Raw genomic sequence first — 26,206 nt, 5'->3', positions numbered from 1 at the left:
GTGACTGCTGACGTCAGTTCAACGGGGACGTACCGAATCGGCTGGGAAGGCCCAGTTTGCCAGGGTTGAGAATGCCGGCCGGGTCCAGGGCCTTCTTCACCGCGACGAACGTCGCGAAGCCCGCCCCGAGGGACTCCTCCAGGTAGGGGCCGCGCAGCAGACCGCAGCCGTGGTGGTGGCTGAGCGCCGCCGCGTGCTCGATGAGTACGGCGTTGGCCGCGTCCCACACCGAGCGGTACCAGTCGCGGCGCGACTCGGGCGCCACGTCGCCGCGCAGCGAGAAGTAGACGCAGGCGCCGTCGGTGTACGCGTGGGACTGGTGGGCCGAGGCGGCCAGGGTGCCGGGCACCGACTGGATCGCGGCGACCACCTCGTCGTAGATGACTGGGAGGTCGGTCCAGGACGCGGCCATCTCCAGGGTGTCGGCGACGAAGCCCGGACCGGGCTTGAAGCCGTCGGCGGACTTGCCGACCAGCATCCGTTCGTCCAGCCAGCGCTCGAAGACCGCCTTGCTGTCCAGCTCGGGGCCGTACGCCCCGCAGACCTCGGTCGCCACCTTGATCGAGGCGTCGACGATGGCCGGGTCGCCCTCGTCGGCGACGAGCAGCAGGTTGGTCTCGGGGTGGCCGAAGTGGGTGCCGGACTCCAGGGTGTCGTACAGCCGCAGAACGGCCGGGGTCGCACCGCGCTGCATGATCTTGCGGCAGGCGTCCAGGCCCTCCGCGAAGGTCTTGAAGCCGAACGCGACGGCGTTCGCGTACTCCGGCAGCGGGTGGACGCGCAGCCGCGCCGAGACGATCACACCGAGCGTGCCCTCGGAGCCGACGAACAGCTGGCGCAGGTCCGGGCCGACCGCGGCTCGGGCGTAGTCACCGTACGTGGCACGCGTACCGTCCGCGTGCACGACGTCGACGCCGACGACCATGTCCTCGATCTTGCCGTAACGCGTGGAGAGCTGACCGGCGCCGCGGCAGGCGATCCAGCCGCCGACCGTGGACACGGCGAAGGCCGACGGCCAGTGGCCGGTGGTGACGCCGTACTCCTCCTGGAGCTGCTTCTCGAAGAGGTCGCCGAACATGCCGGCCTGGACGTCCACGATGTTCGACTCGGCGTCGAAGCCGGTGATGCGGTTCAGTCCGCAGACGTCCAGGACGACGCCGCCGAAGACGGGGAGCGCCGCGCCCGTGACGTTGGAACGTCCCGCGGACGGGGTGACCGGGATGCCGGCCTCGTGGCAGATCCGCAGCACGGCCGCGACCTGGTCGGCGTCGGCCGCCTCGACGATCACGGCGTCCGGCGTCGCCGGACGGCCCTCGGTCTCGCCGATCATCGAGCCGGCCCACCAGTCACGGGTCCGGGTGACGACTTCGTCGCGGGAGGTGTGCACCGCGTGCGCGGCCTCGCGCAACGCCTCGACCACGGCCTCGGGGACCTCGACCGGGTTCACCTGGAGGGCGGCCTCGCCGTCGCCGATCGGGGTGTTCTGCGCCCACTTGGCGAAGCTGGGAGCGCCGATCGTGTAGTTGCCCCGGTTGAACGGGTGGGTGATGGTCTGACGGCTGATCATGCTGCTGCCCCTTCGAGGAGTACGGACTTTTCGTGATGGACGGCTGCGAGGTACTCGGAGACCGAACGCTCCACCTCGGCCTGGGTGAGGTTCAGTTCCCGGCCGAGGATCGCGCCGACGGCCTCGGCGGCGGCGGCGGACGCGTCCCGGGCGAACAGTCGGGCGCGCATCCGGCGGGAGAGCACGTCGTCGACCGAGCGGGCCAGTTCGGCACGGGCCGCGTAGACGACCTCGGCCTTGGTGTACGGGAGTCCCGCGACGATCGGCTCGGCCAGTGCGGGGTCGTCCTGGATCAGGTCGCCGACGAACCGGGCCTCGGTGCCGAAGCGCTCGCCGAGATGGGCGGCGATGCCACCGGACGCGGCGACGGCCTCCGCGTCGTAACCGGCGCCGCCGAGCAGCGGAAGGTCGGTGGTGCGACTCTTCCCCTTGCGGCCGAGGACCGTCATCACCTTGTCGATGACGAGTTCGCCCATGTGCCGGCTGGTGGTGAGCTTGCCACCGGTCACCGTCACCATGCCGGTGCGGCCGACGGTGATGTGGTGGTCGCGGCGCATGTCGAGTGTGGCGCCCTCCTTGCCGCCGACCAGCGGACGCAGACCGCCGATGGAACCGACCACGTCGTCCGGGGTGAGCTTCCCCTCGAAGGCGGTGTTGGCGCCCTCCAGCAGGAAGTCCATCTCCTCGCGGGTGCAGTGCACATCGTCGGGGGAGCCCTGGTAGTCCTCGTCGGTGGTGCCCAGCACGACGCTGTTGCCCCAGCGGGTGCAGGTCGCGCGGCGGGCCCGGCCGGGGATCGGCACGGTGACCGTGCAGTTGATCCGGACCTTGTCCCACGGCACCACGATGTGGGCGCCCTTGGCGGGCCGCACCTGCGGCTTGTGGCCGTCGTCCGCCTTCGCGTCGAGCTCGTCGGTCCACACCCCGGTGGCGTTGACGACGGCCCGCGAGCGGATGTCGAGGGTGTCGCCGTCCGCCGAGACCCGGGCGCCGGCCACCTTGCCCATCTGCATCAGCAGGCCCTCGGCCCTGGCGCCGTTGAGCACCGTCGCACCGAGCGCGGCGGCGGTGCGGACGATGGTGAGGACGAGCCGGGCGTCATCGGTACGGGCGTCGAAGTACATCAGCCCGCCCTTGAGGTTCTCCGCGCGCAGCGTCGGCGCCTGCGCGAGGACCTCGGGGACGGTGAGCCGCTGGTGGAGCTTGCCGATCCGCCAGCCGCCGACCAGGTCGTACGTCCACAGCAGACCCTCGAAGCCCTTGGCGAGGCGGGCGTCGAAGATGCCCTCCTTCTCCAGGATCGGGAAGAGGAACGGCAGCCGGTGCACCAGATGCGGGGCGTTCTTGCGGAAGCGGTGACGCTCCAGGAGCGAGTGGCGGACCAGGTTGACGTTGCCCTGCTCGATGTAGCGCAGGCCGCCGTGCACCATCTTCGAGGACTTCGACGACGTCCCGGATGCGAAGTCGTCCTTCTCGATCAGCGCCACGCGCAGCCCGCGCGAGGCCGCGTCGAGCACGGCGTACGCCCCGGTGATGCCGCCGCCGATGACGAGCACGTCGTACGTGTCGTCGGCCAGCCGGCGCTTGAGGGCTGCCCGGTCGAGCAGCAGTGGCGTTCGGCGGGTCGCCGCGGCGCTTCGCCGCGGTTTCCGGGCGGGCATGGTGATCACAACATCAACTCCTGGTGTTTCGGTGCGGCGGCCGCGTAGTCGGGTACGGGGCGCCAGTGCGACGGTGAGGGGCCGTCAATGGGGGGTGTGAGGCTTGGGTGCGGGATCCTTCGGAGGGAGCAGTGCGGGGTCGTTCAGGTGGGCGATCAGCACGTCGCGCCAGGCGGCCCGCTGCTCGGCGCGCTCGGCCGCCGGGATCGACGGCTCGAAGACCCGGCCGTGCGGCTGCGCCTCGACGACCTCTTCCAGCGAGGACCACAGGCCCTGGGCGACACCGGCCAGATAGGCGGTGCCGCGCAGGCTGGCGGTCGCGGAGTCGGAGACCCGCTCCAGCGGCAGGCCGGTCAGGTCGGCCTGGATCCGCATGAGGGGGTCGCTGCCGGAGACGCCGCCGCCGACCCGGAGCCGGGTGAACGGCGTGCCCATGGTGTCGGCGACCCCGTCGATCAGGTCGCACACCGAGTGCGCGATCCCGTCCAGCACGGCGCGCGCGAGATCGGCGCGGGTGGTGGCGAGGGTGAGCCCGGTGAGGGAGGCGGTGGCCTCCGGGTGCCAGACCGGCGTACGGACCCCGGCGAGTGCCGGGACGAAACGCGGGGTGCGGCCCGGCCGGGTGGGGACCCGGCCCGCCTCCTCACCGAGCTCCTTCGGCGATGCGAACAGCCCCAGGTCGTCGCAGAGCCAGCGCAGCGCCGAACCCGCCGTGGAGGTGTACGCCTCCAGGCTGTAGTGGCTGATGTCGCCCTGCCGCCGGCCGGGCTGGGCGAGCACCCCGGAGATGTCCGGCCTGGGCAGGGCGGGCGTGGTGCCGGTCGCCGCGTCGACGAAGGCACCGGTCCCGTACACGCACATGCCCTGCCCGGCGGCGAGGCCGCCGAGCGCGACGAGTGCGGCGTGCTGGTCGCCCATGGAGGCGGCCAGCGGGACGGCGATCCCGAGGGCGGCAGGGTCGGTCGTACCGAATCCGGCGTCGTCGGAGCGGAGTTCCGGCAGCAGGTCGAGGGGGAAGCCGAGGTGGCTGATCCACTCCTCGTCCCAGGCGTGCCGCTCCAGTAGATAGCCGCCGGTGGATGCGGCATTGGTCGGTGTGGTCGCGTGCACGGCGCCGCCGGTGAGGCGCCAGATCAGCCACGTGTCTACGGTGCCGAAGAGCAGCCGGCCCTCGCGGTGGGCGGCGGCCACCTCCGGGTGTGCGGCGATCTGCCGGGCGGCCCAGAGGAACGGGGCGCGGGCGCCGACCGGCCGGCCCTGACGGGCCAGCAGGGCGGCGTCCCACTCGGCTTCGTACGCGGTGAGCTCGGTCGCGTACCGCCGGTCCTGCCACACCACCGCGGGCAGCAACGGCCGCCCGCTGACCCGGTCCCACAGCATCGCGGTGGCCCGCTGGGTGGAGAGCGCGACCGCGGTGATCCCGATGCCCTCCTCGCGGGCCCGGCCGACGGCCCGGCGCGCCACCTCGACGGTGGCGGTCCAGATCTCCATCGGATCCTGCTCGACCGAGAGGTCGTCCGGATGGCTGACCTTGATCGACCGGTAGAACACCTCGTGGGTGGCGCCCGAGTCGAGGACGACTCCGGCCCTGGTGCCCGTGGTGCCCTCGTCGATGGACAGCACACCGCGCCGTGGGGCGGCGCCGGGGAACGTCTGCGTCATTGCAGCCCTTTCATTGCGAGCATCGCGAGCTGTGTGGAGGGATACGGAAGGGGAGAGGACCATCGTGTGATGCGACAGGTCCGGCGGCCGGTCAGCGCGCGGTCACGGACTTCGCGGATTGCGTCGAGCCGGTCCGGGCGCCGGGCGCGGCACGGTCCTGCCCGGCCACCTCGTCGGGCGAAGCGGCCTTCGTCGGGTCCCACTTGATCGCCAGACAGGTGATCAGGCCGAGCAGCGGTACGACGGAGAGCACCAGGAAGGTGTCGGCGAGCCCGAGCGAGTCCTTGATCTGCGGGAAGACATACAGCCCGACGACACTGCCGAAGCTGCCGACCATCCCGGTGACACCGGTGCCGAGCGCACGGACATCGCTGCTGTAGGAGAGCGCGGCGATGGACTTGCCGTTGGCGCCGGGGCCCGAGGAATGGCAGAGGATGAACAGGACCGGCAGCAGGAACGCCACGGCGGTGGGCACCTTCTCGAAGGTCAGCCCCATGGCGAGCAGGGCGACGAAGACCCCGGCGAAACCGGCGGCGGAACTGAGCCGCAGTCCGAGCCGGCGACCGAAGTACGCGGAGAGGAGCCCGCCCGCGATACCGAAGGCGTTGAAGACCATCGAGCCGATGGTGGCCTTCTCGAAGCTCTCACCGAAGATCGTCAGGCTGATCAGCGGGAGGTACCAGCCGACCGCGAAGTACTGCATCGACTGACCGAGCGATATCACCGAGGAGAGGACCGTGCGCGGCAGGTACTCGCCCTTGAAGAGCAGTCCGGCCTGGCGGAACCCGATGGCGGGCGCCTCGGTGGCGGCGCGGGTCGCCTCGTCGGGGTTGCCGGCGACGGCCTTGATCTTGTAGATCCTGTCCAGATTGACGACCGCCTCGTCCAGACGGCCCTTGCTCGCCAGCCAGGTGGGGCTCTCCTTGAGCATCAGCCACTGGCCCACGAGCAGCGTGGCGGCGACGATCGCGGCCGAGCCGACCGACCAGCGCCAGATGTCCGCACCGACGTCCAGGTTGAAGAAGAGCAGGGCGAGCGCGAGGTTGCTGGTGGTGGCGACGTACCAGACCGCCTGCCACAGGTTCAGCCGGCCGCCCAGCTTCGCGGGGGTGTACTCGGCGAGCAGCGCCATGGCGACCGCGAAGTCGATGCCGTACGCGACACCCACCAGGACCCGGCCGAACCAGACGACGGTGAAGTCACCGGCGAAGGCGGCGAGCAGGGCGCCCGCGATGGCGAACACCTTGGCGATGAGCAGCGGGGGGACGCGGCCGATCCGGGTGGCGAGCCAGCCGCCGACCGGGTTGAAGATGATCGCCAGGGCCGGAGCGGTGGCCGTGAGGATCGAGACCTGGGTGCTGGTCAGCTCCATCTGGGACGTCATCGGTCCCAGACCGGCGCTCAGTGCGGCATTCGAATAGGCGTCGAGAAACAGCCCGCCGAACACGAGAAACCAGATGACTTGCGCCCGGCCGGTGATCTTTCCCAGCCCATCGATGAGCGCAACGACGTCGGCGACGCCTTTGACGCTCGGACGTTGTGCCATGAATCCGCCTTCGAGGAAGACCCATCGGCGGCACGGGGAGCACAAAAAAACAGGCATGACGAAACCACCGACAGGTGGTCTATGTCTGTGCCTGTCAAAACACTGCGGAAAGCGCCGCAGCACGTGAACTGCAAGAAGTACGAACTACGCAGTGAGGTTAAGAACGAGTCAGGAGAAACGTCAAGGGTTTCCGGCAGGTTACTCAAATGTGACGTGGGCCTTGACGGTGCTGTTGTGAGGGCGGGAGGGCGATGCACGGCACCGGACAGGGAAGCGCGAGCGGCATGCGAAAGGCGGGGTGGTGCGCGATCCGCATCACCCCGCCCCGCGCCCGTGAGGTTTTCGTCAGTGCCCCGCCTGCAGCGCCGCCCAGGTGTTCGCCCCCACGACGCCGTCGGCCGTCAGGCCCCGGCTCGCCTGGTAGCTGCGCACCGCCGTCGCCGTCACCTGGCCGAAGCTCCCGTCGATGCCGACGGTCGAGCCGAGCGCCGCGGTCAGCGAGCGCTGGAGCCGCTTCACTCCGTCGCCCGAGGCGCCCTGTTCGAGGGGCGTCGTCGGACCGGCGGACAGGAGCGCGGTCCAGGTCCTGCCTCCCACGACGCCGTCGGTCGTCAGGCCGTGGTTCGCCTGATACGCCATCACCGCGTTCTTCGTGGCCGGGCCGAAGCTGCCGTCCACCGCGCCCACCGCGTATCCCTGCTCGTTCAGCAGCTGCTGAACCGCCTTGACCTGGGGGCCCGTCGAACCGCTGCGCTGGGTCTCGTACGAGGTGAAGCTCAGGGTGTCAGTGCTGTTGCCGCCGCCGGTGCTGCCGCCCACCAACTGCATGTAGCGATTCCAGTCCCAGTACGGACCCGGGTCCGTGTGGTCGTTGCCCGGTGCCTCGCTGTGCCCGATGATGTGCGCCCGGTCCTTCGGGATGCCGTACCGGTCGCACAGGTGGCGGGTCAGGGCTGCCGAGGAGCGGTACATCGTGTCCGTGAACCAGGAGGGGTCGTCGATGAACCCCTCGTGCTCGATGCCGAGCGCCGAGGCGTTCTGGCCCCGTGCGTGGTATGCGGTGTCGCTGTCGCGCACCATCTGGGTGATCTGACCGTCGGAGGAACGCACCACATAGTGGGCGCTCACCTCGGCCGTCGGGTTCTGGAACCAGCTGATCGAGCCCGCGTACGAGCCCTGCGTGACATGGATGATCACCTTGTCGATCCTGGCCGTCCGGCCCACGGCGAAGTTGTTCGCATGGGCCGGGACCCACAGTGCGGACGGGTAGTCGGTGCTCTGTGTGCGTACGTCGGTGGTGTCGAGCGAGCCCTTCTGCGGTGAGACCGGACGGGCTGTCACCGAGATGTGCTCACCACCGGGGACGGTGGCGTGGAGCCCGTTGGCCAGGAAGGTGTACACGGCGTCGGCGTAGAGGGTGGCGGCGGGTCCCGTCGAGCCGCTGTACCGGGCGACGGCCGGGTACCAGGCGTTGACGTCGTCGCGTTTCCGGTCGTCGAGGCCGAGCTTGTCCGCGTAACTGCGCAGCACCGCCGCGCCGCCCAGGATGTTGACCTCGGTGTCGGTGCGGAGGTCGGCGAGGGGTTCGCCGGTGAGGGCGGCCGCCCGCTCCAGCGTCGGGTTCGTGGGATTGCTCACCAGGTGCATCACGCCGTACCCGTTCGCCTGGCTGGGGCGCCCGGAGTGGCCGTCGAGATGGGTCTCGCCATACCCGACGGCGGCGAGCAGATCACGCGGAACGTCGAACTTCGCGGCCGCCTGTGCGAAGGCCCGGTTCATGGAGTGGTCGTCGGCCGGAGCGGCGAAGGCCGGGCTTCCGGTCGCGGCCAGGGCCGTGGCGGTGAGGGCCGCTAGGACGGATGCGCGGCGCTTTGTGTGGGCGGCGGCTCGTCTGGGCATACCTGCTCCTGCTCTGTGTGGGGGGAGAGAGAAGAACGGCCCCCGGGCCCGAGTGGGGTGGGCCGAGGGGCCGAAGCCCGCTCAGAGTATCGGCGTGTACAGGGCATGACAATCATCTGACCGCGTGTCGAACTCCCCTTCACTCCAACGCGGTTGAGGCGCAGGTCGGAGCCCTGCCAGGTGACCTGTTCGGCGGTCACCGGGCAGGGCCGAGAGGCGCACGTCAGACGGCGCCGGGACCGGCCGCCCTCCCGCGGAGTCGACGCGCGTGCATCCGGCGCGCAGGGCGTGAGAAGCGGATCCGGGCAGTCGGTACGGGCCGGCCCCGATCCACATGTCGACGCAGGTGGGGACGTCCGGCGACCGGACGTCCCCACCTGCGGCCGGCGCGTTCGCGCAGGCTTCGGAGGTCAGTGCCCGCCGTGGCCCTGGGCGTTGACATCCACCCGTACGATCTGCGGGTCGTGGTCGCTCGCCTGGTCGGCGAACTCCGCGTTGATGTGCACCACGTCGTAGTCGAAGCGGCGGACGCCGGGGCTTGTCAGGATGTGGTCCAGCGTCTGCGAGTTGCCCTCGTACACATAGCTGTACTGCTCGCTCGCAGGCAGCGTGGTGATCAGTGGCTTGAGTACCCCGCCGCTGGTCAGCGCGTCCATCGTCGGAGAGAAGGCGAAGTCGTTGAGGTCGCCGAGCGTGATGACCCGGGCCGAATCGTCCGCGGCCAGCAGGGACTTGACGAAGGTGTTCACCTCCGCCGCCTGCTTCACCCGCTTGGTCTCCGAGCTGCGCCGCGGCTCCTGGTACCGGCCGTGCAGGGGCTGGTCGCCGCCCTTGGACGTGAAGTGGTTGCCGATGACGAAGACCGGCTTCCCGTGGAAGCGGAACTCGCCGACGAGCGGCTTGCGGCTGTCGGCCCACGCGTCACTGGTCGGGGCGATCCGTCCGGGCGACGCGGAGAGCGTCACCCCCTTCTTCGTCTTCACCGCGGTCACGGCGGTGGTCGCGTCACCGCCCGCGCGGTCCACGAATTCGACCCTCTCGGGATTGAAGAGGAAGACGTTGCGGATGTTGCCGCCGGGTTCGCCGCCGTCCTTGCCGTTCTCGGGGGCGACGTACCGCCACGCGTACCGCGGACCGCCCGCGGCGACGATCGCGTCGGTGAACCGCTTCAGCGTCGCCTCGGAGCCGACCGTGCCGTCGTTCACCGCACCGTTGTCGTCCTGGATCTCCTCCAGCGACACGATGTCCGGGGAGGAGAGGTTGACCGCGACGCCCTCGGCGAGGGTGTCGAACTTGGCCTGCTCGTCGAGGGCGTCCAGGTTCTCCACGTTGTACGTGGCGACGGCGAGCTCGTTGCCCTTCTGCTTCCGGGTGACCTCGCGCCGCAGGTGGTTGTCGGTGAGCGTGCCGAGCTCGGTGGCCTGGAGGTTGTAGCCGCCGAACGACGCGTAGTCCATGACACCGGTGGTGGCGCCGGACAGTACATCGCCGACGTCGGCGACGGGGACGGGCTTGGCCGGGTCGAGCGACATCACCTTGATACGGCCGGTGTTCTGGTCGTTGTACGAGGAGTACAGCGTGCCGCCCCGCCCGGTCCGGTTCTCGTCCGGCTTGACGGTCACCCAGACCTCGTCGTACGCGGTCGTCGCACCCGTCACCCGGGTGTCGGAGATCCGGACCCGGGTGCCTTCGAGCGATTCGTAGAGGTCGAGGGCGTACGCCGACGGGTCGAGGGCCAGCGAGTCGATCGAACCGCCGTCCGCCGACGGAGCGTACGCGTCCGGAACCGAGGCCGCGTCGAGCACGACCGGGGCCGGCAGCGCGTTGCCCGAGGACAGGACCGTCGTCTTCGGGGTGGTGATCTCGGTGATCGACTGGGTGGTCGTCGACGGGTAGTACTCGTCCACCTTGCCGCTGACCAGCACCGAGTCGCCCACGGCGACCTCCGGGGAGGTGGAGCCGGTGAAGACGAACACGCCCTCGCTGGTCCGGGCGTCCGCGTCGGGCGCGGTGTCCTGGATCCAGAAGCCGCGCGAACCGGTGGTCCGTACGCCGGTGACGATGCCGGGGACCCCGGTCACCTGCCGGCCCTTCAGCGGCGACACCCGGGTGGTGCCCTGGATGTCGTGGATCCGCACGGTGCCGGGCTCGGTCGGGCCGCCGGGGTCACCCGGGCCGGAGCCACCGGGGGTCTCACCGGCCGAGTTGACCGGCGTCGGGGCGCCCGCGGTGAGGTCGGCGGCGTTGTCGTCGGTGTCGACGAGGGACGCACCGCGCGCCACCGAGGAGGTGTTCGATGCCCCCGCCGCCGGGCCGCTGCCCTCCCGTACGACCGCGGATCCGTAGCCGACGAGATCCACGATCCGCGTGTCGGCCGCGCAGTCGGCCGCTGTCTTGCAGGTCAGCGGAGTCGTGCCGGAGACCAGCGCGACGGTTCCGCCGCCGGCCGCCATCGCGACCGTGCCGGTGGCGTCCGGCGTGGGCAGGGCGACCGTGCCGCCGGTGCCCGCGGCCTCGGCGACGAGGTAGCGGCCGCCGGGGGCGACGGACCCGCTCAGTGCGGAGACCTGCCACAGCGAACCGGCGGAAGGGGAGGCCGGCAGATATTGCACGCTGAAACCGGACAGGTCGTACGAGGCGGAACCGGCATTGGCCAGTTCGATGAAGTCTCGGGCGAGTGTCGCACCCGAGTTGCCTCCGCCGCCGTACACCTCGGAGATCACGGCGGTCGAGGACGGAGCCGCGAAGGCGGCGGGCAGAGCGGTGGCCGAGAGAGTCACGGCGACGGCGCCGGCCAGCAGGACGGAACGGGGTCTGGATATGTGCACGGTGGGCTGCTCCCGAAGTGTGGTGAGGGCAAAAGCTATGCGCGTAGAACCAGCCGTGACAAGACATCAGAAGTTAATTCCAGAAATCGTTCCGGCGGCCCGGAGGCGATGGGGCGAGGAGCATGGATGTGGTGGGGGTGTCTTCTCCGGCACCGGTTCGACATGCAACCAAGAGGTTGCCTATGCTGTAAAGGGGCCGAGGACACGCACAGGCGATGGTGACGGTGATGGCGGCGATGGATCCGATATTCAAGGCACTCGCCGACCCGAGCCGCAGGGAACTGCTCGACCGGCTCGACGCCCGGGGCGGTCAGACCACGCGCGAGCTGGGCGAGGGCCTGGGCATGAGCCGGCAGGCGGTGAGCAAACACCTGGCGGTGCTGGAATCGGCGCTGCTGGTCACCGCTGTGCGCCAGGGCCGGGAGAAGCTGCACTACCTCAACCCGGCGCCGATCCAGGAGCTCGCCGACCGCTGGATCGGCCGGTACGAACGCCACCGCCCGACCGCGCTGTCCCACATCGGACAGACCCTGGAAGGAACGGCCATGGACAAGCCCGAGTTCGTCTACGTCATCTACATCCAGACCACCGCCGAGAAGCTCTACCAGGCGCTGACCGACCCCGAGTTCATCAAGATCTACATGGGCGGTTACGGTCCCGAGTCGACCTGGGAGGTCGGCGCGCCGGTCCGCTGGAAGATGGACCCCGACGGCGAGTTCGAGGAGGTCGGTCAGCGGGTCCTGGAGGCGGAGCCCGGCAAGCGGCTCTCGTACACCTGGCACACCCTGCAGCCCATGCACCGCCAGATGTTCGACTTCGCCTCGGACGAGGAGTGGGACAAGGCCGTCCAGGAGCGGTCCAAGGTCGCCTTCGACATCGAGCCGGCCGAGGAGCCCGAGATGGGCATCAAGCTGACGATCACCCATGACGGGTTCGACGGCCCGGACAGCAAGATGCTGGAGGGCGTCAGCGGCGGCTGGGTTGTGATTCTCTCGTCGCTGAAGACCCTTCTGGAAGGCGGGAAGTTCCTCGACGAGCCGGCATGACGGCCAAGCGGTCCGGCGCCGGCTTTCGGGGCGGCGCCGGGCGCCCGCCGCGGCAGCGCAATGCGCGGGCAGCACACGGCGGGCGCAGGCGAGAGCACCTGACTGTGCGTCAATCGGGTCTGCGCGTCAACTGATCGGCCGGCTCGGCGGCGGCCCCGGTCGCCGCGCCTTTCGCCGGTGCGGCGGAACGCTGCGCGGCCCCCGCGCCCCGCCAACCGGCTGTTCGAGACCGCCGACCGCGGCGAGGTTCATCTCGGCATCGGACCGGCGGAGCTCATGTGCATGTGGTGGCTGTCTCCTGCCCTCGGCTCAGGCTCCGGGTACCCGGTCGAGGAAGCCGCTGACCGAAGTGATGCGTCCGTCGTCGGCGAGTGTGAGTACGTCCGAGCCGGCGACAGGCGCCGAGCCGTCGGCGGTGGAGACCAGTTCCCAGCTGAAGCGCACGATGTCGTGGTGCCCGTCCGGGGTGCCGGTCGGGCGGAACTCGAAACCGGGGAACTGCTGATGGGCCCCGTTGATCGTGGCCGTGAGCTCCTCGTGGCCACGCACGTCGGCCAGCGGGTCGGTGTAGGTGGCGCTCTCGGTGAAGGCGGCCGCCACGGCCTTCTCCAGGTCCTCGGGGGTGGCCGCGTTCCAGGCGACGAAGTAGCGCTGAACGGCGTCCTCGTATGCGGTCATCGTGCTGTCCTCTCTCGCGTCCCGGCCCCTGGGGCCGGGCTCCCGTGTGCTCGTGAGGAACACGATGTCCGATGGCGTGGAAGGCGTCGATTACCTCCGAGGTCATGGTCGGAGGGCCGCCGGTGAGATGTCACATCGCAGTGGAGCGGACGTACAGAATTCCTGGCGTCAACGTATTCCCGCCGATGCGTCTTCGGCGTCGGGGCAAGGGGAAGAGCGCCTCCTCACCCCAGGCTGTCCGGGACGACATGCATGGCGGCTTCCTCGGCCGATGCTGCCGCTCCGTCGATCCCGACGTCCTCGGCCGCCAGGGTGTCCGGCTCGTTGATGTCCAACTGCCGGGTCAGTCGGCCGGCGCGTACCGTACCGACCTCCGCGTCCCAGAGTTCGCCGTCACCGTCGGACAGATCTCCCAGGCCGTCGCCGTCGGCTTCGGTGACATCGGGCAGCTCCCGTGCCAGGCGGCCCTCCAGCGGCTCGCCACTGTGCTGTTCGGCGGCCGTGGTGCCCAGATCCTCCACCGCCCACGGTCGCTCGGGCGGGGAGTAACCCTCATCGAGAAGGTCGGTCAGCCCCCGGTTGTCCAGGGTGTCCTCGATGTCGAGCTGCTCGGCGGGGTCGGAGGCCTCAGGCTGTTGGGGCTGGTAGACATCGTCTCCCATGTCGGCGTCCTTCATGGTGTGTCCCTTCCCGGTTTCGGGGTCCCGGTCGCGCCTGCCGCGCACGTGACTCGGGAGAAAGGGGGGCATGTATTCGGTAAGCGCCCGAGTGCCGTCGAACCGCCCGTATGGGTTCAGGATAAGTGGCCCGGGTGTGAGCCCGCAGCCGTGGGCCGCTGCCCGGGCGTGGCAGGCCGGTCCGAGGGGCGATGGGACCCGCACTGCACGGGTTCGGGGCCGAGGAGCGATGGTCGGTGGAATTGATTGAAAGTGCGACCGTTCGACGTCGTCAATAATCTCGGCAACGTGGGGTTCTTTGTTGAGGGCGAAACCCTCCCGGGCCATAAAGGTTCCCAAGCGTCGTGCGGCGCGCCCGGCCCAAAACCAGCGGCACAACCAGAGTATCCGTGCCCTGCCGCGCGCCGACTGCGCGCCCACTGGTCGGACGGCGTCTCAGCTCTGTCACAGGTGCAGCGGTCTCTACGCCCGGCAGTTCCCTGACTGGCAGTCTCGCCGCGTGGAGATAGCTGAACTCGTTCTGGAGTACGTGAAAACCCTGGTGTGGCCTGTGGTCACCGTCGCCCTGGTGTGGGGCTTACGCACCCACATTCAGTACGCATTCACGCGGATGACCAGGTTGGAGACGCCAGCAGGCGCGATCGAGTTCGAGGCTGACGCGCGGGAGGTTCGACAGAACGCAGAAGAATTGTCCACCACCCCTGCCTCCGACGATCCGGCCTCTCAGGGATCTGATGAACCAAACCCTGAACAGGAGAGTCCACAAGTTCCGACTCCAAGGAACGACAACCAGGGATTCGGTATCTACGAGTCCGCGAGACTCACGGCTATCCGTTCTCCTGCACTGGCCGTTATCCGCAGCTGGGACTTCCTCCAAGAAGATCTCACCCACGCCCTGAATCAGCGCCGCATCCCCGACCCCCCGGACGGTGCTCGATGGCATCCGTGGGACATCTCGTGGGAGCACTTGCACAGACTGGGCCTCGAGCCCGGAGCGGTGGCCGTTTACATGTCGCTGAAAGACCTCTGGGACAGAGCAGCGCACACTCTTACCTTGGTCACTTCTGAAGCCGCAAACAACTTCATCGCCAGCTGCCGTGATCTTTCGTACCAGGTGAATGCCAGATATCACGCATAGCGCTCGCCAGGAGACCCCTATCCGCTCAGGTCAAAAAGTTTCACGCAGTGCACCCGACCTAAAGTCGGAGAGCATTATCCAGAAGTCCAACCCCGTTTTACGTCGCCCCAGCTCGACATGATTCAACGCCCTGGTGGGGTCACTATGAATCACGCTCAGAGACCAGATCAATCAGAACGACACCGCCCCTGTCGGTCACGAGCAGCACGACCGGACGTTGACCAAGGGCTGTCCCGCTGTGTTCTCGTTACCAGGACATTCGTGGGTCCTGCTCGTGCTCGGGGGAGTGCGGGGACAGCGCCTCTGCGTCCGGTCCGTCCGTCCGACACAGGTATCCGGGTCGGGGGCTGTCACCCCACCACGACGGTGGCGGGGTGTGGACCCGCTGGGTGCGCGGGATCGATACCTCGACCAGCGCCCCATCCTGGAACATCCACAGCCCGAAGCAATCGTCGTCTTCGTCGTGGAGCATGACCTGGACGCACTCCGGCGCGTTCCACGGCAGCGCCTCCAGGTCCGCGAGGACCCCGCGGCGCTGGCTCTCCCGGAAGAACTCGAGATACCACCCGCCGACGAACCAGTCCGGTATCCGCTCGAAACAGCCGTGCCAAGTACGCGTCTCGTCGAACCGCGTCAACGGTTCCATCACCTCGTCCTCGTACCGTGCAAGGACAAGGGCCTGTGCCATTCTGCTCATGAGTGCATTTCATCCTGTGGAGCGGTCTACCGGCAAGTTCGTTTCGCCGCAAGGCTCTTCAGCCCGCCCCGGCGCGCGACGGGCGGGTGCCAAGCGGCGCGCCCTACTTCACGGCAGGTGTGCGTTCCAGGCGTCTGGTGCTGGAACGCTGCGCCATTCCCCCGGCTCCTCGTCGTGCAGCTCTCGACGTATCGCAGGCCAGTGATCTTGGGTTATCTGCTCGGCCTCAGCGTCAGTGGCCGCGAATGGGCGGACGTCGTGGCGGATGTGCGCCCGCCATTTGATATTTCCGATCGACGCTCCCCGTTCAGGCATGAGCACTTCCGTGAAGTTGCGCTTGTGCCAGGTAATCCGGATGCGGCTGCGCGGGTCCTCGACATCCCGGAAGTTGACCTCTGTATCGACGAAACGGACCAGGACCCGACCTTCGAAGCGGGACACTTCCGATGCTGCGTGTTCGCTGATGTGTGACCTATCAGGACGGGGCGGGTAGATGACCACCCCAGCGAGTGCCAGTCAATGCCGCCGGTCGAGTCCGCTCTTGCCTGGGCGGCCTGGAGCATCCGCTCGAACGTGCCGTCCAGGGCCCACCGGCGAAACCGGGTGTGCAGCGTGGCCCACGCACCGTACCGCTCAGGGACGTCCCGCCAAGCCGTCCCGGTACGGAACTTCCACACCATCCCGTTGAGCACGGTGCGGTCGTCCAGCCGCTTCCTGCCCCGCAACGACTTGGGCAGCAGCGGCCGGACGAACTCACTCTCGCCATACGACAGTTCATGTCGACACCCGACCGTGATCCACCCTCGAGATCATTTGAAGGCACCACCCGGCCGGGGCTAGGTTGGACCGATCGGCATGCAATCCCTCTGGAAAGGGACATGAATCGGTATGACCGTCGCCTCACAAGCCCCGGCCCAAGTCCCGACTCAAGTCCCGGCCCGAGGCCGTGCCGCCCGGTTGGTGGGGCGGACCCCCGCCGGGGTGCGGCCGTATCTGGAGTTGCTGCGGCTGGACCGGCCGGTGGGGGCCTGGCTGCTGGTGGTGCCCGGATGGATCGCCCTGGGAGCGATCGCCGGGCCCCGGGACGGGGGCCTGCTCGGGTTGCTGCTCCTGGTGTACGGGGTGCTGTCGAGAGGGGCCGCCTGCGGGCTCAACGACGTGCTGGACGCGCGGTTCGACGCACAGGTGCCGCGTACGGCGGGGCGGCCCGTCGCCTCCGGGCGGCTGGCGGCCGGGCGGGCGCTGGTGCTGTGTGTCGTGGTGGGGGCCGTCGCTCCGCTGGTGATGGGGTTCTGGAGTGTGGAGGCCGTGGTGTGGGCGGCGGCCGGTGCACCCCTCGCGGCGGTGTATCCGTATATGAAGCGGGTCACCCACTGGCCGCATGTGTGGCTGGGGCTCACCATCAACTGGACGGTGCCGCTGGTGTACGGCCTGCTCGCCGGAGGGCTCGGGCTCGGGGGCGGGGTGCTGTACGGGGCGTTGATCTGCTGGGCCGTGGGGACGGACGTGATCTACGCCTGCCAGGACCGGGAGGCCGATGTGCGGGCCGGGGTGCGGTCGGCCGCCGTGCTGCTGGGGCGGCGTAGCCGGGTGGTGGTGGGCGGCGTGTACGCGGGGTGTGTGGTGCTGCTCGCCTGGTTCGGGATCGTGGCCGGGCTCGGGCCGCTGTACTGGCCCGGACTGTGCGTGGTCGCGGGGCAGTTGGGATGGCAGGTATGGCGGGCCGACCCTGCGGATGTCGGAGCCTGCGGGCGGGCGTTCGGCACCAATCCTCTGTGCGGACTGCTCATCCTCGTGGCCGTGCTCGCCGGGCGGCTCGGTACCCTCGGCTGAGGGAATCGGATCCTGGAGGTGCTGGTGGGACTGCGGGAACGGATCGCGGCGGAACTCACGGCGACCATGCACGGCGGGGATCTCAAGCTGGAGCGGTACGCGGGGCCGCCCGGTGATCCCGGGCTGTTCGGGATCGCGCCGGGGGATCCGGTGTGGCGGGTGCACGGGCAGGCCACCGGGATGCTCACCGGCGGGTTCGCCGCGCTCATGCTCCAGTCGCTGCATCCGCTGGCCATGGCGGGGGTCGACCAGCACTCCGACTTCCGCGCCGATCCGGTCGGGCGGCTGAACGGAACCGTACGGTTCATCACCACGACCACCTTCGGCTCCTCGGCCGCCGCCCGCGAGGTGATCGACCTCGTCCGGCGGATCCACACCCGGGTGCACGGCACCGCCCCCGACGGCCGGCCGTACCGCGCGGACGACCCCGACCTGCTCACCTGGGTGCACACCGCCGAGGTACGCAGCTTCCTCGCCGGCCACCAGACCTACGCACCCCGGCCGCTCCGACTGACCCCCGCCGAGTGCGACGCCTACTACCGCCAGGCCGCCCCCGTGGCCGAGGCGTTGGGCGCACGGAACGTACCGTGCACGTCCCTCGAAGTCGAGCGGTACCTGGCTCGCCTCCGCCCCCGACTCCACGCCACTCCGGCCGCGTTGGACTCGGTACTGTTCCTCCGCCGCTTCGGACGCACACGACGGGAGCGGCTGGTCGTAAGCCTGCTCACGAACGCCTCGGTCGGACTCCTTCCCGACTGGGCCCGCACCGAACTCGGCATCCACCGCCCGGCCCCCGTCCGCACCGGCTGGGACCGGCCCCTGGCGACGGCCGTCGGACGCACCCTCCAGTGGGGGCTCGGGCCCTCCCGGATCCAGGCCGCCGCACGGGGGCGGCTGGCGGAGGCGCGGCAGGGATGACGTCGAGATCTTCGAGGCGTCCGGCAGCATCATGCTTCGGAGGAGGGGAACCGGCGGCTCACCGGGTTTCATGACCGGGCGCGGTCAGACTTCCGCCCCTGCCCCCCCCTATGCCTGTCGTCAAACTCCCGCCTGCGCCGCGACGCCGTGCACTCCGCAAGCTCTACTGCGCCACCACTGCGCGTCGGCGCTGATTGCGGGCGGGGAGAACCCGAAGGTGGTGCAGAAGCGTCTGGGGCACAAGGATGTCATGACCACGTTGCGGACGTACCCGCATCTCTTTGCTGAGGCGGCAGAGCGGACGCGGGATGTTCTGGATGCAGCGTGGGGAGTGCCGGAGGAAACTGGGAGTGAGGCGGAATCCTCTGCGGCGAGCGGAAGGATTCCAAAATCCCGGCGAGCTGGGGCAGCTGTCTCCCGGCTCAGGGCGTGATTGGGGACATCCGCCATGGATTACCCGGAGAGCTACCAGTTGGTATTTCAGGCATCCGCCGTGGAGGACGACACGGTGATCGTCCGGCGTACCGCGCAGTCGGGGGCGGGTGGATACCCGATCTACGAGGACGAGACCGGAATCGTGCGCGCGGAGATCAGCGACCGAGGAGAGGTGCGGATGCTGGCCAGCGGTGGACACCAGGTGCTCGGCACTCCGCTGGTCGTGCGGGAGCCGAGCGCCTGAATGAGCCGGGGCCCGTCCGGCAGATCATGACCGGACGGGCCCCGGAACCACAGGACGGCGGGCCGGAGCCGCGCCGCCCCGTCAGCCCTCGGTCCAGCCGTGGTTCTTGGCGAACTGCAGCAACCCGCCCCGGACCTGCAGGATCTGAGCACCCGTCAGCGACGGTGCAGACTCCAGCAGCACGTCGGTCACCTCCTTGGTGTACTCGGTCGCGCTGAGCACATCGCACAAGGTGTCGTCGTCCGCCGACCCGGAAACGCTGACCGAGGCGGGCCTCGGAGGGGTCAACGGCTTCCCGTCGGGACCCTCTGCGAGCCGGACGGACGAGGCCTTCAGCCCGCGGTCACCGTCCTCGATCTCGAACTCGACCGCCGTTCCCGTGTGCACGTAGGACTCGGGGATCAACATGTCGTTCACATGGAGAAACACATCCTCACCGCCGTGATCGGGTGAGATAAAGCCATATCCTCGTGCGCCGTCGAACCGCACCACGCGACCAGAAACCACACCAACCCCCAAGAAAGAACCGGGCCCCTTGCCCGTTTGCCACACATGGCTCGACCGGAGAATAGCCCTGTGCGGCCGGGCGGCGCGACCCCCGGCGGGGAATCGCCCGGACCGGGGCGAGAGCCTCCGACGGAGCGGCGGCAGGCTCACCTGAGCTTGCGTGTGGGCGGCGGCGCGGTTCCGGACGCCAGCGGGGAGCGGGCCAGCTCGATGCAGCCCACCGTGATCAGGGTGAGCGCGACCAGTTCGGGCAGCACCCACCACCCGGTGCGCAGTTCCTCGCCGAACAATGTCACCCCGTACAGGACACTGATCAGCGCGTCACCGAGGGTCAGCGGCGGCTGGACGGCGACCAGCATGCCCGCCTGGAGGGCGTTCTGGAGGAGGAACAGTGCGCCCACTCCGGCCGCGGCGGTGGCGTACAGCTGCCAGGACGTCAAGAGCGCCACCGCTCCACCACCTCCCTCGAGCCGTGCCATGGCGTCCTTCATGAGTGCGGCCGTGAGGGCATACCCGCATGCGGCGGCGAGGCCGAGCAGAGCGCCCCGGGGGTTGCCTCGCGTGCTCAGGGCCGCGCCGATCAGTGCGGCCTCGAAGATTCCGGTCACGATCAGTGCGGTGAACCAGGCCGCTCCCCGCACGGACGTGCTGCCGCCGCCCGGGGCTGCGGAGGCCATGCCGAGCGCCAGCCCCAGCGTCACGGCCGCCACCGCGTACCAGATCTGCCGGGGGATACGGACCCGCAGAACGAACCCGGCCATCAGCAGTGTGGCCGGCAGCTCGATCACAAAGATCGGCTGGACCAGGGCGATCGGCCCGGTGGCCAGCGCCACGGCCTGGCAGACGGCCGCGACGATCACCAGGCCGATCCCGGCGAGCCACCCCCTCCGGCGCAGCAGATGCCCGATCAGCGACAGACGCATCGCCTCGCTGTCGGGCACGGTGCGGGCGGCGCGGCGCTGGAGAACGGAGGCCGCGCCGTTGCTGATCGCGGTCAGGATGGCGAACAGGACACTGATCACCGACCCATGATGCGGGTGGCGGGCCCACGATCCGGGGTCCTGCGGGGCGGCGGCATGGCGGCCCTGCGGATCGGGGCACGTCAGCCGATGAGGACCGAAGGTGTCCGCAAGTCCGCCTAGCGTGCCGTCCATGGCCGTGAAGAAGAACCCCGCAGCACCCGCCGTGCTCTCCCCGCGCGCGCTGGGCCGTGCCACGCTGGAGCGCCAGTTGTTGCTGCGCCGGACCGCGATGTCCGCGAAGGAGGCGGTCGGGCATCTGGTCGGCCTCCAGGCGCAGAACACCAGGCCGCCGTACTACCAGCTCTTCGCCCGCCTCGACGGTTTCGACCCGGCCGAGCTCGCCGGGCTGATGGAGTCCCGCGAGGTTGTTCGTATCGTCACCATGCGCTCCACCATCCACCTGCACACGGCCGCCGACGCGCTCACTTTGCGCCCGCTCGTCCAGGCGGCGCGCGACCGGGAGCTCAAGATGTTCCGCAAGGGGCTCGCCGGGGTGGACCTGGACCGGCTCGGGGCGGTCGGCAGACAACTCGTCGAGGAGCGGCCCCGCACCCCCAAGGAGATCCGCGAGGCGCTGCTCACCGAGTGGCCCCACGCCGACCCGCAGGCACTGGGTGTGGCCGCCCGCTGTCTGCTGCCGCTGGTCCAGGTCACCCCGCGGGGGGTGTGGGGGAAGAGCGGCCGGGTCGCGCTGACCACCGCCGAACACTGGCTCGGCAGCCCGTCGGCGCCGGTCCCCGCACCGGACACAACCGTGCTGCGCTATCTCGGAGCCTTCGGACCCGCCTCCGTGCAGGACATGCAGACGTGGGCCGGACTGACCCGGCTGCGCGAGGTCTTCGAACGGCTGAGGCCGCAGCTCATCACCTTCCGGGACGAGAACGGCGTCGAACTCTTCGACCTGCCGGACGCCCCACGCCCCGACGAGGACACCCCTGCCCCGCCGCGTTTCCTGCCCGAGTTCGACAATGTGCTGCTCGGCCATGCGGACCGTACGCGCGTCATCCCGCCGCAGTACCGGGGGCGCAACGGGAACGGCAATCAGTCGTACGGCACGGTGCTGGTCGACGGGTTCCTCGCGGCGATCTGGCGGCTCGGCGCCGGTACCGGTACCGCCGCCGACTCCCGGGCGAAGACCCTCACCGTGCAGCCGCTCGGCAGGCTGAGCCGGGCCGATCGGGACGCCGTCGCGGAAGAGGCCGTGCGGATGCTCTGCACCATGGCGACGGCGGGCACCGACGCGCACGGGTACGACATCCGGTTCACGACGTTCGTCGACTTCGAACGGTGAGCTCCCGCCGTCGCGCTACGGCAGCAGCCCCGCCCGCCGCGCCGCCACCACCGCCTCCAGACGAGTGTGCGCTCCCAGCTTGCGCATCGCCGAACGCAGATACCCCTTCACCGTCTCCGGCCGCAGCCCCAGCCGTTCCGCCGCCCCGGCGTTCGTCGTCCCCGCCGCCACACAGGCCAGCACGTCCACCTCGCGCGGCGCCAGGTGCACCCCACAGGGCTGCGGCGCGCGGGCACCGGCCGCCGAGGCGAGCCGCCCGCACACCGAGAGCAACTCGTCGCGCAGCGCCGGGTCCACGACCTTCGGCACCAGGGCACGCAGCTCACGATGGGCCTCGCGGACGTCCTCCCACGCCTCCGGCGCGGCCCTCGGGTCCGTGACCTGTTCCCGGGTCACGGCCAGAAGCTGCTGTACCTCGTCCCGTACGACCAGGGCTTGTTCCACATCGCGGGCAGCGGCGACCGCCGCGTCGAACGTGCGGTCCCCGAGCGAGACCGGCTCGCGCAGCGCCCCGTACAGCACACCGCGCACCTTGCGCCGTACGACGACGGGCACCGCGACCACCGAGCGCAGGCCCTCCGCCGCTACCGCCATGTCGTACTCGTGGCTGATGTGGCGCGAGGAGCGGTAGTCGGTCACCGCGCACGGCCGGGACAGGGCGATCGACTTGCCGCCGAGCCCGCTGCCCGCCGAGATGACGAGACCGCGCAGCGCGGCGGTCTGCGCCCCGTTCAGCTCGGCGATCCGGGCATGCCGGGCATCCGAGAGCAGCCCGCCGAAGGCCACGGGCAGCCCGCTGGTCCGGCGCAGCCGCACCAACGCTGCCTGCATCTCGACCGCATCGACGGAATCCGGCACGTTGACGCCCTTCTGCCCGGCTCCGGAGGCTCGGCGGCCTCCGCCCGCTGCACCCCCGTTCGGGGGTGGTGAGACCTGGGTCACTGTTTACATGATGTTAAGCGACCGGTCCGGTCCGCAATGAGGAGGGCACATGTCGGCAATCAGCGCGACGGAGACGTTCCGGGCCGCCCGGGACTTTCTGCTGCAGCACCGCGAGGACTATCACGCCGCCTACGAAGGCTTCCGCTGGCCCCGGACCGACCATTTCAACTGGGCGCTCGACTGGTTCGACGCCATCGCCGAGAACAACGACCGCACCGCCCTGTACATCGTGGAGGAGGACGGCGGCCGCACCGAGGTGTCCTTCACCCGGATGTCCGCCCGCTCCAACCAGGCCGCGAACTGGCTACGTGCCCAGGGGGTACGGGCCGGGGACCGCATCCTCGTCATGCTCGGCAACCAGGTCGAGCTGTGGGAGACGGCGCTGGCCGCGATGAAGCTGCGCGCCGTCGTCATCCCCGCCACCCCGCTCCTCGGCCCGGTCGATCTGCGCGACCGGGTGGAGCGCGGCCGGGTCCGGCACGTCCTGGTACGGGACGCCGACACCGCCAAGTTCGACGAGGTGCCCGGCGACTACACCCGGATCTCGGTCGGCGCCGACGTGCCCGGCTGGCTGTCGTACACCGGCGCCGACGATCAGCCGGAGACCTTCCGGGCGGACCGGGAGACCGACGCCGACGAGCCGCTGATGCTCTACTTCACCTCCGGTACGACCGCCAGCCCGAAGCTCGTCGAGCACACCCATGTCTCCTACCCCGTGGGCCACTTGTCGACGATGTACTGGATCGGCCTCAAGCCCGGGGATGTCCACCTCAACATCTCCTCGCCCGGCTGGGCCAAGCACGCCTGGTCGAATCTCTTCGCGCCCTGGAGCGCCGAGGCGACCGTCTTCATCTTCAACTACACCCGCTTCGACGCGGGCCGGCTGATGGCCGAGATGGACCGCTCGGGCGTCACCAGCTTCTGCGCCCCGCCCACCGTCTGGCGGATGCTGATCCAGGCCGACCTCTCCCAGCTGAAGACCCCGCCGCGCGAGGTCGTCGCGGCCGGTGAGCCGCTGAACCCGGAGGTCATCGAGACGGTGCGGCGCACCTGGGGTGTCACCATCCGGGACGGCTTCGGCCAGACGGAGACCGCCGTCCAGGTCGCCAACACCCCGGGCCAGCTGCTGAAGGCCGGGTCGATGGGCCGGCCCAGCCCCGGTTTCAAGGTCGAGCTCCTCGACCCGGTCACCGGTGAACCCGGCGCTGTAGAGGGCGAGATCTCTCTCGATCTGTCGGACCGTCCGATGGGTCTGATGACCGGCTACCACGGCGACCCGGAGCGGACCGCCGAGGCCATGGCGGGCGGTTACTACCGCACCGGTGACATCGGCTCCCGCGACGAGGACGGCTACATCACCTATGTGGGCCGCGCCGACGACGTCTTCAAGGCATCCGACTACAAGATCTCGCCGTTCGAGCTGGAGAGCGCCCTGCTGGAGCACGAGGCGGTCGCCGAGGCCGCCGTCGTCCCGGCCCCCGATCCGGTACGGCTCGCGGTGCCGAAGGCGTACATCGTGCTCGCGGAGGGCTGGGAGCCCGGTCCGGACACGGCAAAGGTGCTGTTCGAGCACTCCCGGGCGGTCCTCGCCCCGTACAAGCGGGTCCGGCGGCTGGAGTTCGCCGAGCTGCCCAAGACCGTCTCCGGCAAGATCCGCCGCATCGAACTGCGCGAGCGCACGGCCCAGGGCACCGGCACCGAGTACGACGAGGGGGATCTGCGATGAGCGAGCTGTCCTACGCGCAGGGCACCGGCACCACGGCGCTGCTCGGCGACACCATCGGACGCAATCTCGACCGCACGGTCGAGGCGTTCGGCGATCGTGAGGCGCTCGTCGACGTCGTATCGGGGCGACGCTGGACGTACGCCGAATTCGGCGCGGCGGTCGACGAGCTGGCGCGTGCGCTGATGGCGTCGGGGGTGGCCAAGGGGGACCGGGTCGGGATCTGGGCGGTCAACTGCCCCGAGTGGGTGCTCGTGCAGTACGCCACCGCCCGCATCGGCGCCGTCATGGTCAACATCAACCCGGCGTACCGGGCGCACGAGCTGGAGTACGTGCTCAAGCAGGCCGGGATCTCGCTGCTGGTCTCCTCGCTCTCGCACCGCACCAGTGACTTCCGCGCCCTGGTCGACCAGGTCCGCGCGGGCTGCCCCGACCTGCGCGCCGTGCACTACATCGGCGACCCGACCTGGGACGAACTGCTGGCCGCGTCCGGATCCGTGACGACGGAACAACTCGCCGCCCGCGAAGCCGAGCTGTCGTGTGACGACCCGATCAACATCCAGTACACCTCCGGCACCACCGGCTTTCCCAAGGGGGCCACCCTCTCCCACCACAACATCCTCAACAACGGCTACTTCGTGGGGGAGCTGGTCGCCTACACCGAACAGGACCGGGTCTGTCTGCCCGTCCCCTTCTACCACTGCTTCGGCATGGTCATGGGCAACCTCGGCATCACTTCGCACGGCGCCTGCATCGTGATCCCGGCCCCCGCCTTCGAGGCGGCCGCCGTGCTCGCCGCCGTTCAACAGGAGCGCTGCACCTCGCTCTACGGCGTCCCCACCATGTTCATCGCGGAGCTGAACCTCCCCGACTTCGCCTCGTACGACCTCTCCTCGCTGCGTACCGGCATCATGGCCGGATCGCCCTGCCCGGTCGAGGTGATGAAGCGGGTCGTCGCCGAGATGCACATGGACGAGGTGTCCATCTGCTACGGCATGACGGAGACCTCTCCGGTCTCCACCCAGACGCGACGCGACGACGACCTGGAGCGCCGCACCGGCACCGTCGGCCGCGTCATGCCGCACATCGAGGTCAAGGTCGTCGACCCGGTGATCGGCGTGACCCTGGAGCGCGGTGCGGCGGGTGAACTCTGCACCCGCGGCTACAGCGTGATGCTCGGCTACTGGGAACAGCCGGAGCGCACCGCGGAGGCGATCGACGCGGGCCGCTGGATGCACACCGGGGACCTCGCGGTGATGCGGGAGGACGGCTACGTACAGATCGTCGGCCGGATCAAGGACATGATCATCCGCGGTGGGGAGAACGTATATCCGCGGGAGATCGAGGAGTTCCTCCACGGCTACCCGAAGATCGCGGATGTGCAGGTGGTGGGTATACCGGACGACACCTACGGCGAGGAGGTCCTGGCCTGCGTCATCCCGAGGGACCCGGTGAACCCGCCGACCCTGGAAGAGGTGATGGGCTACTGCCGTGGACAGCTGGCGCACTACAAGATCCCGCGGCGGCTGCAGATCCTGGAGGCCTTCCCGATGACGGTCAGCGGGAAGGTCCGGAAGATCGAACTGCGTGAGGGCTACGGGCAGTAGGACCGGATCGCCCCGGGCGTTGTCAGGCGGCCTCGATGATGTCGCCGGCAACGCCCCGGGTCGCGGCCGCCCATTCGATCAGCAGCACTTCGTAGGCGGCGGACTCCACGGAGGACCACTCCTGTCCGGCGCGCGCGTCGACCAAAGCGCGTATCGCCTCGTTCGCCTCGGCGGCGGACGGGGACGTCGGCCGGGTCGTGCGCGGCGGGTCGACAGGTGGTGTGTGCCGTGGAGTTAAAGCCATGTTCCCTACCTTAAGGCCCGACACCGACAACCGGCCGAACA

General features: G+C 69.7%; 23 protein-coding genes and 1 pseudogene. 10 read left to right on the top strand and 14 right to left on the bottom strand.

Going from position 1 to position 26,206, the window contains the following annotated elements:
- Positions 1-13: 13 nt before the first annotated feature.
- The 6 genes from GA0115254_RS15950 to GA0115254_RS15925 all read right to left on the bottom strand — a co-directional run bounded on the left by GA0115254_RS15950 (position 14) and on the right by GA0115254_RS15925 (position 11,163).
- Entirely contained in the window at positions 14-1,567 is a 1,554-nt protein-coding gene (locus tag GA0115254_RS15950) for an FAD-binding oxidoreductase (RefSeq protein WP_093895948.1), read from the bottom strand.
- Positions 1,564-3,237 carry a glycerol-3-phosphate dehydrogenase/oxidase gene (locus GA0115254_RS15945; RefSeq protein WP_093895947.1) on the bottom strand — a complete coding sequence of 558 codons (1,674 nt, stop codon included), beginning with the start codon at positions 3,235-3,237 and terminating at the stop codon, positions 1,564-1,566. Before GA0115254_RS15945 ends, GA0115254_RS15950 begins: the two co-directional genes overlap by 4 nt.
- A 75-nt stretch (positions 3,238-3,312) precedes the next feature.
- Positions 3,313-4,890, bottom strand: a complete 1,578-nt coding sequence (locus GA0115254_RS15940; protein WP_093895946.1) for an FGGY family carbohydrate kinase — start codon at positions 4,888-4,890, stop codon at positions 3,313-3,315.
- Between the two features lie 91 nt (positions 4,891-4,981).
- Positions 4,982-6,436: an MFS transporter gene (locus GA0115254_RS15935; RefSeq protein WP_093895945.1), complete on the bottom strand. Its 1,455-nt coding sequence runs from the start codon at positions 6,434-6,436 to the stop codon at positions 4,982-4,984.
- A gap of 345 nt (positions 6,437-6,781) precedes the next feature.
- Complete coding sequence (locus GA0115254_RS15930) at positions 6,782-8,335, bottom strand: peptidoglycan-binding protein (protein WP_093895944.1); 1,554 nt, start codon at positions 8,333-8,335, stop codon at positions 6,782-6,784.
- A 410-nt stretch (positions 8,336-8,745) separates the two neighbouring features.
- On the bottom strand, positions 8,746-11,163 hold the full coding sequence (locus GA0115254_RS15925) for an endonuclease/exonuclease/phosphatase family protein (protein WP_093895943.1): 2,418 nt from the start codon (positions 11,161-11,163) through the stop codon (positions 8,746-8,748).
- Between the two features lie 236 nt (positions 11,164-11,399).
- Between GA0115254_RS15925 and GA0115254_RS15920 the strand changes: the two genes are divergently transcribed.
- Positions 11,400-12,209: an ArsR/SmtB family transcription factor gene (locus GA0115254_RS15920; RefSeq protein WP_093896001.1), complete on the top strand. Its 810-nt coding sequence runs from the start codon at positions 11,400-11,402 to the stop codon at positions 12,207-12,209.
- Between the two features lie 309 nt (positions 12,210-12,518).
- Here the strand turns inward: GA0115254_RS15920 and GA0115254_RS15915 are convergent, their stop codons facing one another.
- Positions 12,519-12,887, bottom strand: coding sequence for a nuclear transport factor 2 family protein (locus GA0115254_RS15915; RefSeq protein WP_093895942.1), 369 nt, complete (start codon positions 12,885-12,887; stop codon positions 12,519-12,521).
- 224 nt (positions 12,888-13,111) lie between these two features.
- Complete coding sequence (locus GA0115254_RS15910) at positions 13,112-13,564, bottom strand: DUF5709 domain-containing protein (RefSeq protein WP_093895941.1); 453 nt, start codon at positions 13,562-13,564, stop codon at positions 13,112-13,114.
- 499 nt (positions 13,565-14,063) lie between these two features.
- Between GA0115254_RS15910 and GA0115254_RS43865 the strand changes: the two genes are divergently transcribed.
- The gene (locus GA0115254_RS43865; RefSeq protein WP_141720837.1) at positions 14,064-14,702 is read left to right on the top strand and encodes a hypothetical protein; all 639 of its coding nucleotides are present in this window, start codon (positions 14,064-14,066) and stop codon (positions 14,700-14,702) included.
- Positions 14,703-14,949: 247 nt separating this feature from the next.
- Here GA0115254_RS43865 and GA0115254_RS15905 read toward each other — a convergent pair whose 3' ends face one another.
- Positions 14,950-15,399 carry a hypothetical protein gene (locus GA0115254_RS15905; RefSeq protein ID WP_093895940.1) on the bottom strand — a complete coding sequence of 150 codons (450 nt, stop codon included), beginning with the start codon at positions 15,397-15,399 and terminating at the stop codon, positions 14,950-14,952.
- Positions 15,400-15,573: 174 nt separating this feature from the next.
- On the opposite strand from GA0115254_RS15905, the gene GA0115254_RS46090 reads away from it, so the two are divergent.
- The gene (locus GA0115254_RS46090; protein WP_256102597.1) at positions 15,574-15,870 is read left to right on the top strand and encodes a hypothetical protein; all 297 of its coding nucleotides are present in this window, start codon (positions 15,574-15,576) and stop codon (positions 15,868-15,870) included.
- Positions 15,871-15,971: 101 nt separating this feature from the next.
- Here the strand turns inward: GA0115254_RS46090 and GA0115254_RS47585 are convergent.
- Positions 15,972-16,172: pseudogene (locus GA0115254_RS47585) on the bottom strand (transposase); the annotation flags it as partial.
- A 187-nt stretch (positions 16,173-16,359) separates the two neighbouring features.
- Between GA0115254_RS47585 and GA0115254_RS15895 the strand changes: the two are divergent.
- The 4 genes from GA0115254_RS15895 to GA0115254_RS15880 are packed head-to-tail and all read left to right on the top strand — an operon-like array spanning position 16,360 to position 18,829.
- Positions 16,360-17,232: a 4-hydroxybenzoate octaprenyltransferase gene (locus GA0115254_RS15895; protein WP_176740145.1), complete on the top strand. Its 873-nt coding sequence runs from the start codon at positions 16,360-16,362 to the stop codon at positions 17,230-17,232.
- 24 nt (positions 17,233-17,256) lie between these two features.
- Entirely contained in the window at positions 17,257-18,150 is an 894-nt protein-coding gene (locus tag GA0115254_RS15890; RefSeq protein WP_256102596.1) for an oxygenase MpaB family protein, read from the top strand.
- A 31-nt stretch (positions 18,151-18,181) separates the two neighbouring features.
- Positions 18,182-18,583, top strand: a complete 402-nt coding sequence (locus GA0115254_RS47580; RefSeq protein WP_093895937.1) for a tyrosine-type recombinase/integrase — start codon at positions 18,182-18,184, stop codon at positions 18,581-18,583.
- Positions 18,584-18,598: 15 nt separating this feature from the next.
- Positions 18,599-18,829 carry a DUF6296 family protein gene (locus GA0115254_RS15880; RefSeq protein WP_093895936.1) on the top strand — a complete coding sequence of 77 codons (231 nt, stop codon included), beginning with the start codon at positions 18,599-18,601 and terminating at the stop codon, positions 18,827-18,829.
- Between the two features lie 81 nt (positions 18,830-18,910).
- On the opposite strand, the gene GA0115254_RS15875 is transcribed toward GA0115254_RS15880, so the two are convergent.
- Complete coding sequence (locus GA0115254_RS15875) at positions 18,911-19,336, bottom strand: cold-shock protein (protein ID WP_093895935.1); 426 nt, start codon at positions 19,334-19,336, stop codon at positions 18,911-18,913.
- 146 nt (positions 19,337-19,482) lie between these two features.
- Positions 19,483-20,358, bottom strand: a complete 876-nt coding sequence (locus GA0115254_RS15870) for a DMT family transporter (protein ID WP_093895934.1) — start codon at positions 20,356-20,358, stop codon at positions 19,483-19,485.
- 130 nt (positions 20,359-20,488) lie between these two features.
- Here GA0115254_RS15870 and GA0115254_RS15865 point away from each other — a divergent pair, with 130 nt between their 5' ends.
- A complete protein-coding gene (locus tag GA0115254_RS15865) occupies positions 20,489-21,649 on the top strand; it encodes a winged helix DNA-binding domain-containing protein (RefSeq protein WP_093895999.1) in 1,161 nt (386 codons plus the stop codon).
- 15 nt (positions 21,650-21,664) lie between these two features.
- On the opposite strand, the gene GA0115254_RS15860 is transcribed toward GA0115254_RS15865, so the two are convergent.
- Positions 21,665-22,507, bottom strand: coding sequence for a response regulator transcription factor (locus GA0115254_RS15860; RefSeq protein ID WP_176740143.1), 843 nt, complete (start codon positions 22,505-22,507; stop codon positions 21,665-21,667).
- A gap of 133 nt (positions 22,508-22,640) precedes the next feature.
- Here GA0115254_RS15860 and GA0115254_RS15855 point away from each other — a divergent pair, with 133 nt between their 5' ends.
- Together GA0115254_RS15855 and GA0115254_RS15850 are read left to right on the top strand one after the other, a co-directional pair.
- Positions 22,641-24,317: an AMP-binding protein gene (locus GA0115254_RS15855; RefSeq protein WP_093895933.1), complete on the top strand. Its 1,677-nt coding sequence runs from the start codon at positions 22,641-22,643 to the stop codon at positions 24,315-24,317.
- Positions 24,314-25,921, top strand: coding sequence for an AMP-binding protein (locus tag GA0115254_RS15850; RefSeq protein ID WP_093895932.1), 1,608 nt, complete (start codon positions 24,314-24,316; stop codon positions 25,919-25,921). Before GA0115254_RS15855 ends, GA0115254_RS15850 begins: the two co-directional genes overlap by 4 nt.
- Positions 25,922-25,943: 22 nt before the next feature.
- Here the strand turns inward: GA0115254_RS15850 and GA0115254_RS15845 are convergent, their stop codons facing one another.
- Entirely contained in the window at positions 25,944-26,165 is a 222-nt protein-coding gene (locus tag GA0115254_RS15845) for a hypothetical protein (RefSeq protein WP_093895997.1), read from the bottom strand.
- Between the last annotated feature and the right edge of the window lie 41 nt (positions 26,166-26,206).

The sequence above is a fragment of the Streptomyces sp. Ncost-T10-10d genome, from assembly GCF_900091955.1.
Lineage (GTDB): Bacteria > Actinomycetota > Actinomycetes > Streptomycetales > Streptomycetaceae > Streptomyces.
This window is presented reverse-complemented; position numbering and strand designations above follow the sequence as displayed.

Excerpts from the sequence above, each read along its gene's own strand:
- GA0115254_RS15950 (WP_093895948.1), bottom strand. The coding sequence starts at position 1,567 with ATGATCAGCCGTCAGACCATCACCCACCCGTTCAACCGGGGCAACTAC.
- GA0115254_RS15940 (WP_093895946.1), bottom strand. The coding sequence starts at position 4,890 with ATGACGCAGACGTTCCCCGGCGCCGCCCCACGGCGCGGTGTGCTGTCC.
- GA0115254_RS15935 (WP_093895945.1), bottom strand. The coding sequence starts at position 6,436 with ATGGCACAACGTCCGAGCGTCAAAGGCGTCGCCGACGTCGTTGCGCTC.
- GA0115254_RS15930 (WP_093895944.1), bottom strand. The coding sequence starts at position 8,335 with ATGCCCAGACGAGCCGCCGCCCACACAAAGCGCCGCGCATCCGTCCTA.
- GA0115254_RS15920 (WP_093896001.1), top strand. The coding sequence starts at position 11,400 with ATGGATCCGATATTCAAGGCACTCGCCGACCCGAGCCGCAGGGAACTG.
- GA0115254_RS15915 (WP_093895942.1), bottom strand. The coding sequence starts at position 12,887 with ATGACCGCATACGAGGACGCCGTTCAGCGCTACTTCGTCGCCTGGAAC.
- GA0115254_RS15910 (WP_093895941.1), bottom strand. The coding sequence starts at position 13,564 with ATGAAGGACGCCGACATGGGAGACGATGTCTACCAGCCCCAACAGCCT.
- GA0115254_RS15905 (WP_093895940.1), bottom strand. The coding sequence starts at position 15,399 with ATGAGCAGAATGGCACAGGCCCTTGTCCTTGCACGGTACGAGGACGAG.
- GA0115254_RS47580 (WP_093895937.1), top strand. The coding sequence starts at position 18,182 with ATGCTTCGGAGGAGGGGAACCGGCGGCTCACCGGGTTTCATGACCGGG.
- GA0115254_RS15880 (WP_093895936.1), top strand. The coding sequence starts at position 18,599 with ATGGATTACCCGGAGAGCTACCAGTTGGTATTTCAGGCATCCGCCGTG.
- GA0115254_RS15865 (WP_093895999.1), top strand. The coding sequence starts at position 20,489 with ATGGCCGTGAAGAAGAACCCCGCAGCACCCGCCGTGCTCTCCCCGCGC.
- GA0115254_RS15855 (WP_093895933.1), top strand. The coding sequence starts at position 22,641 with ATGTCGGCAATCAGCGCGACGGAGACGTTCCGGGCCGCCCGGGACTTT.
- GA0115254_RS15850 (WP_093895932.1), top strand. The coding sequence starts at position 24,314 with ATGAGCGAGCTGTCCTACGCGCAGGGCACCGGCACCACGGCGCTGCTC.
- GA0115254_RS15845 (WP_093895997.1), bottom strand. The coding sequence starts at position 26,165 with ATGGCTTTAACTCCACGGCACACACCACCTGTCGACCCGCCGCGCACG.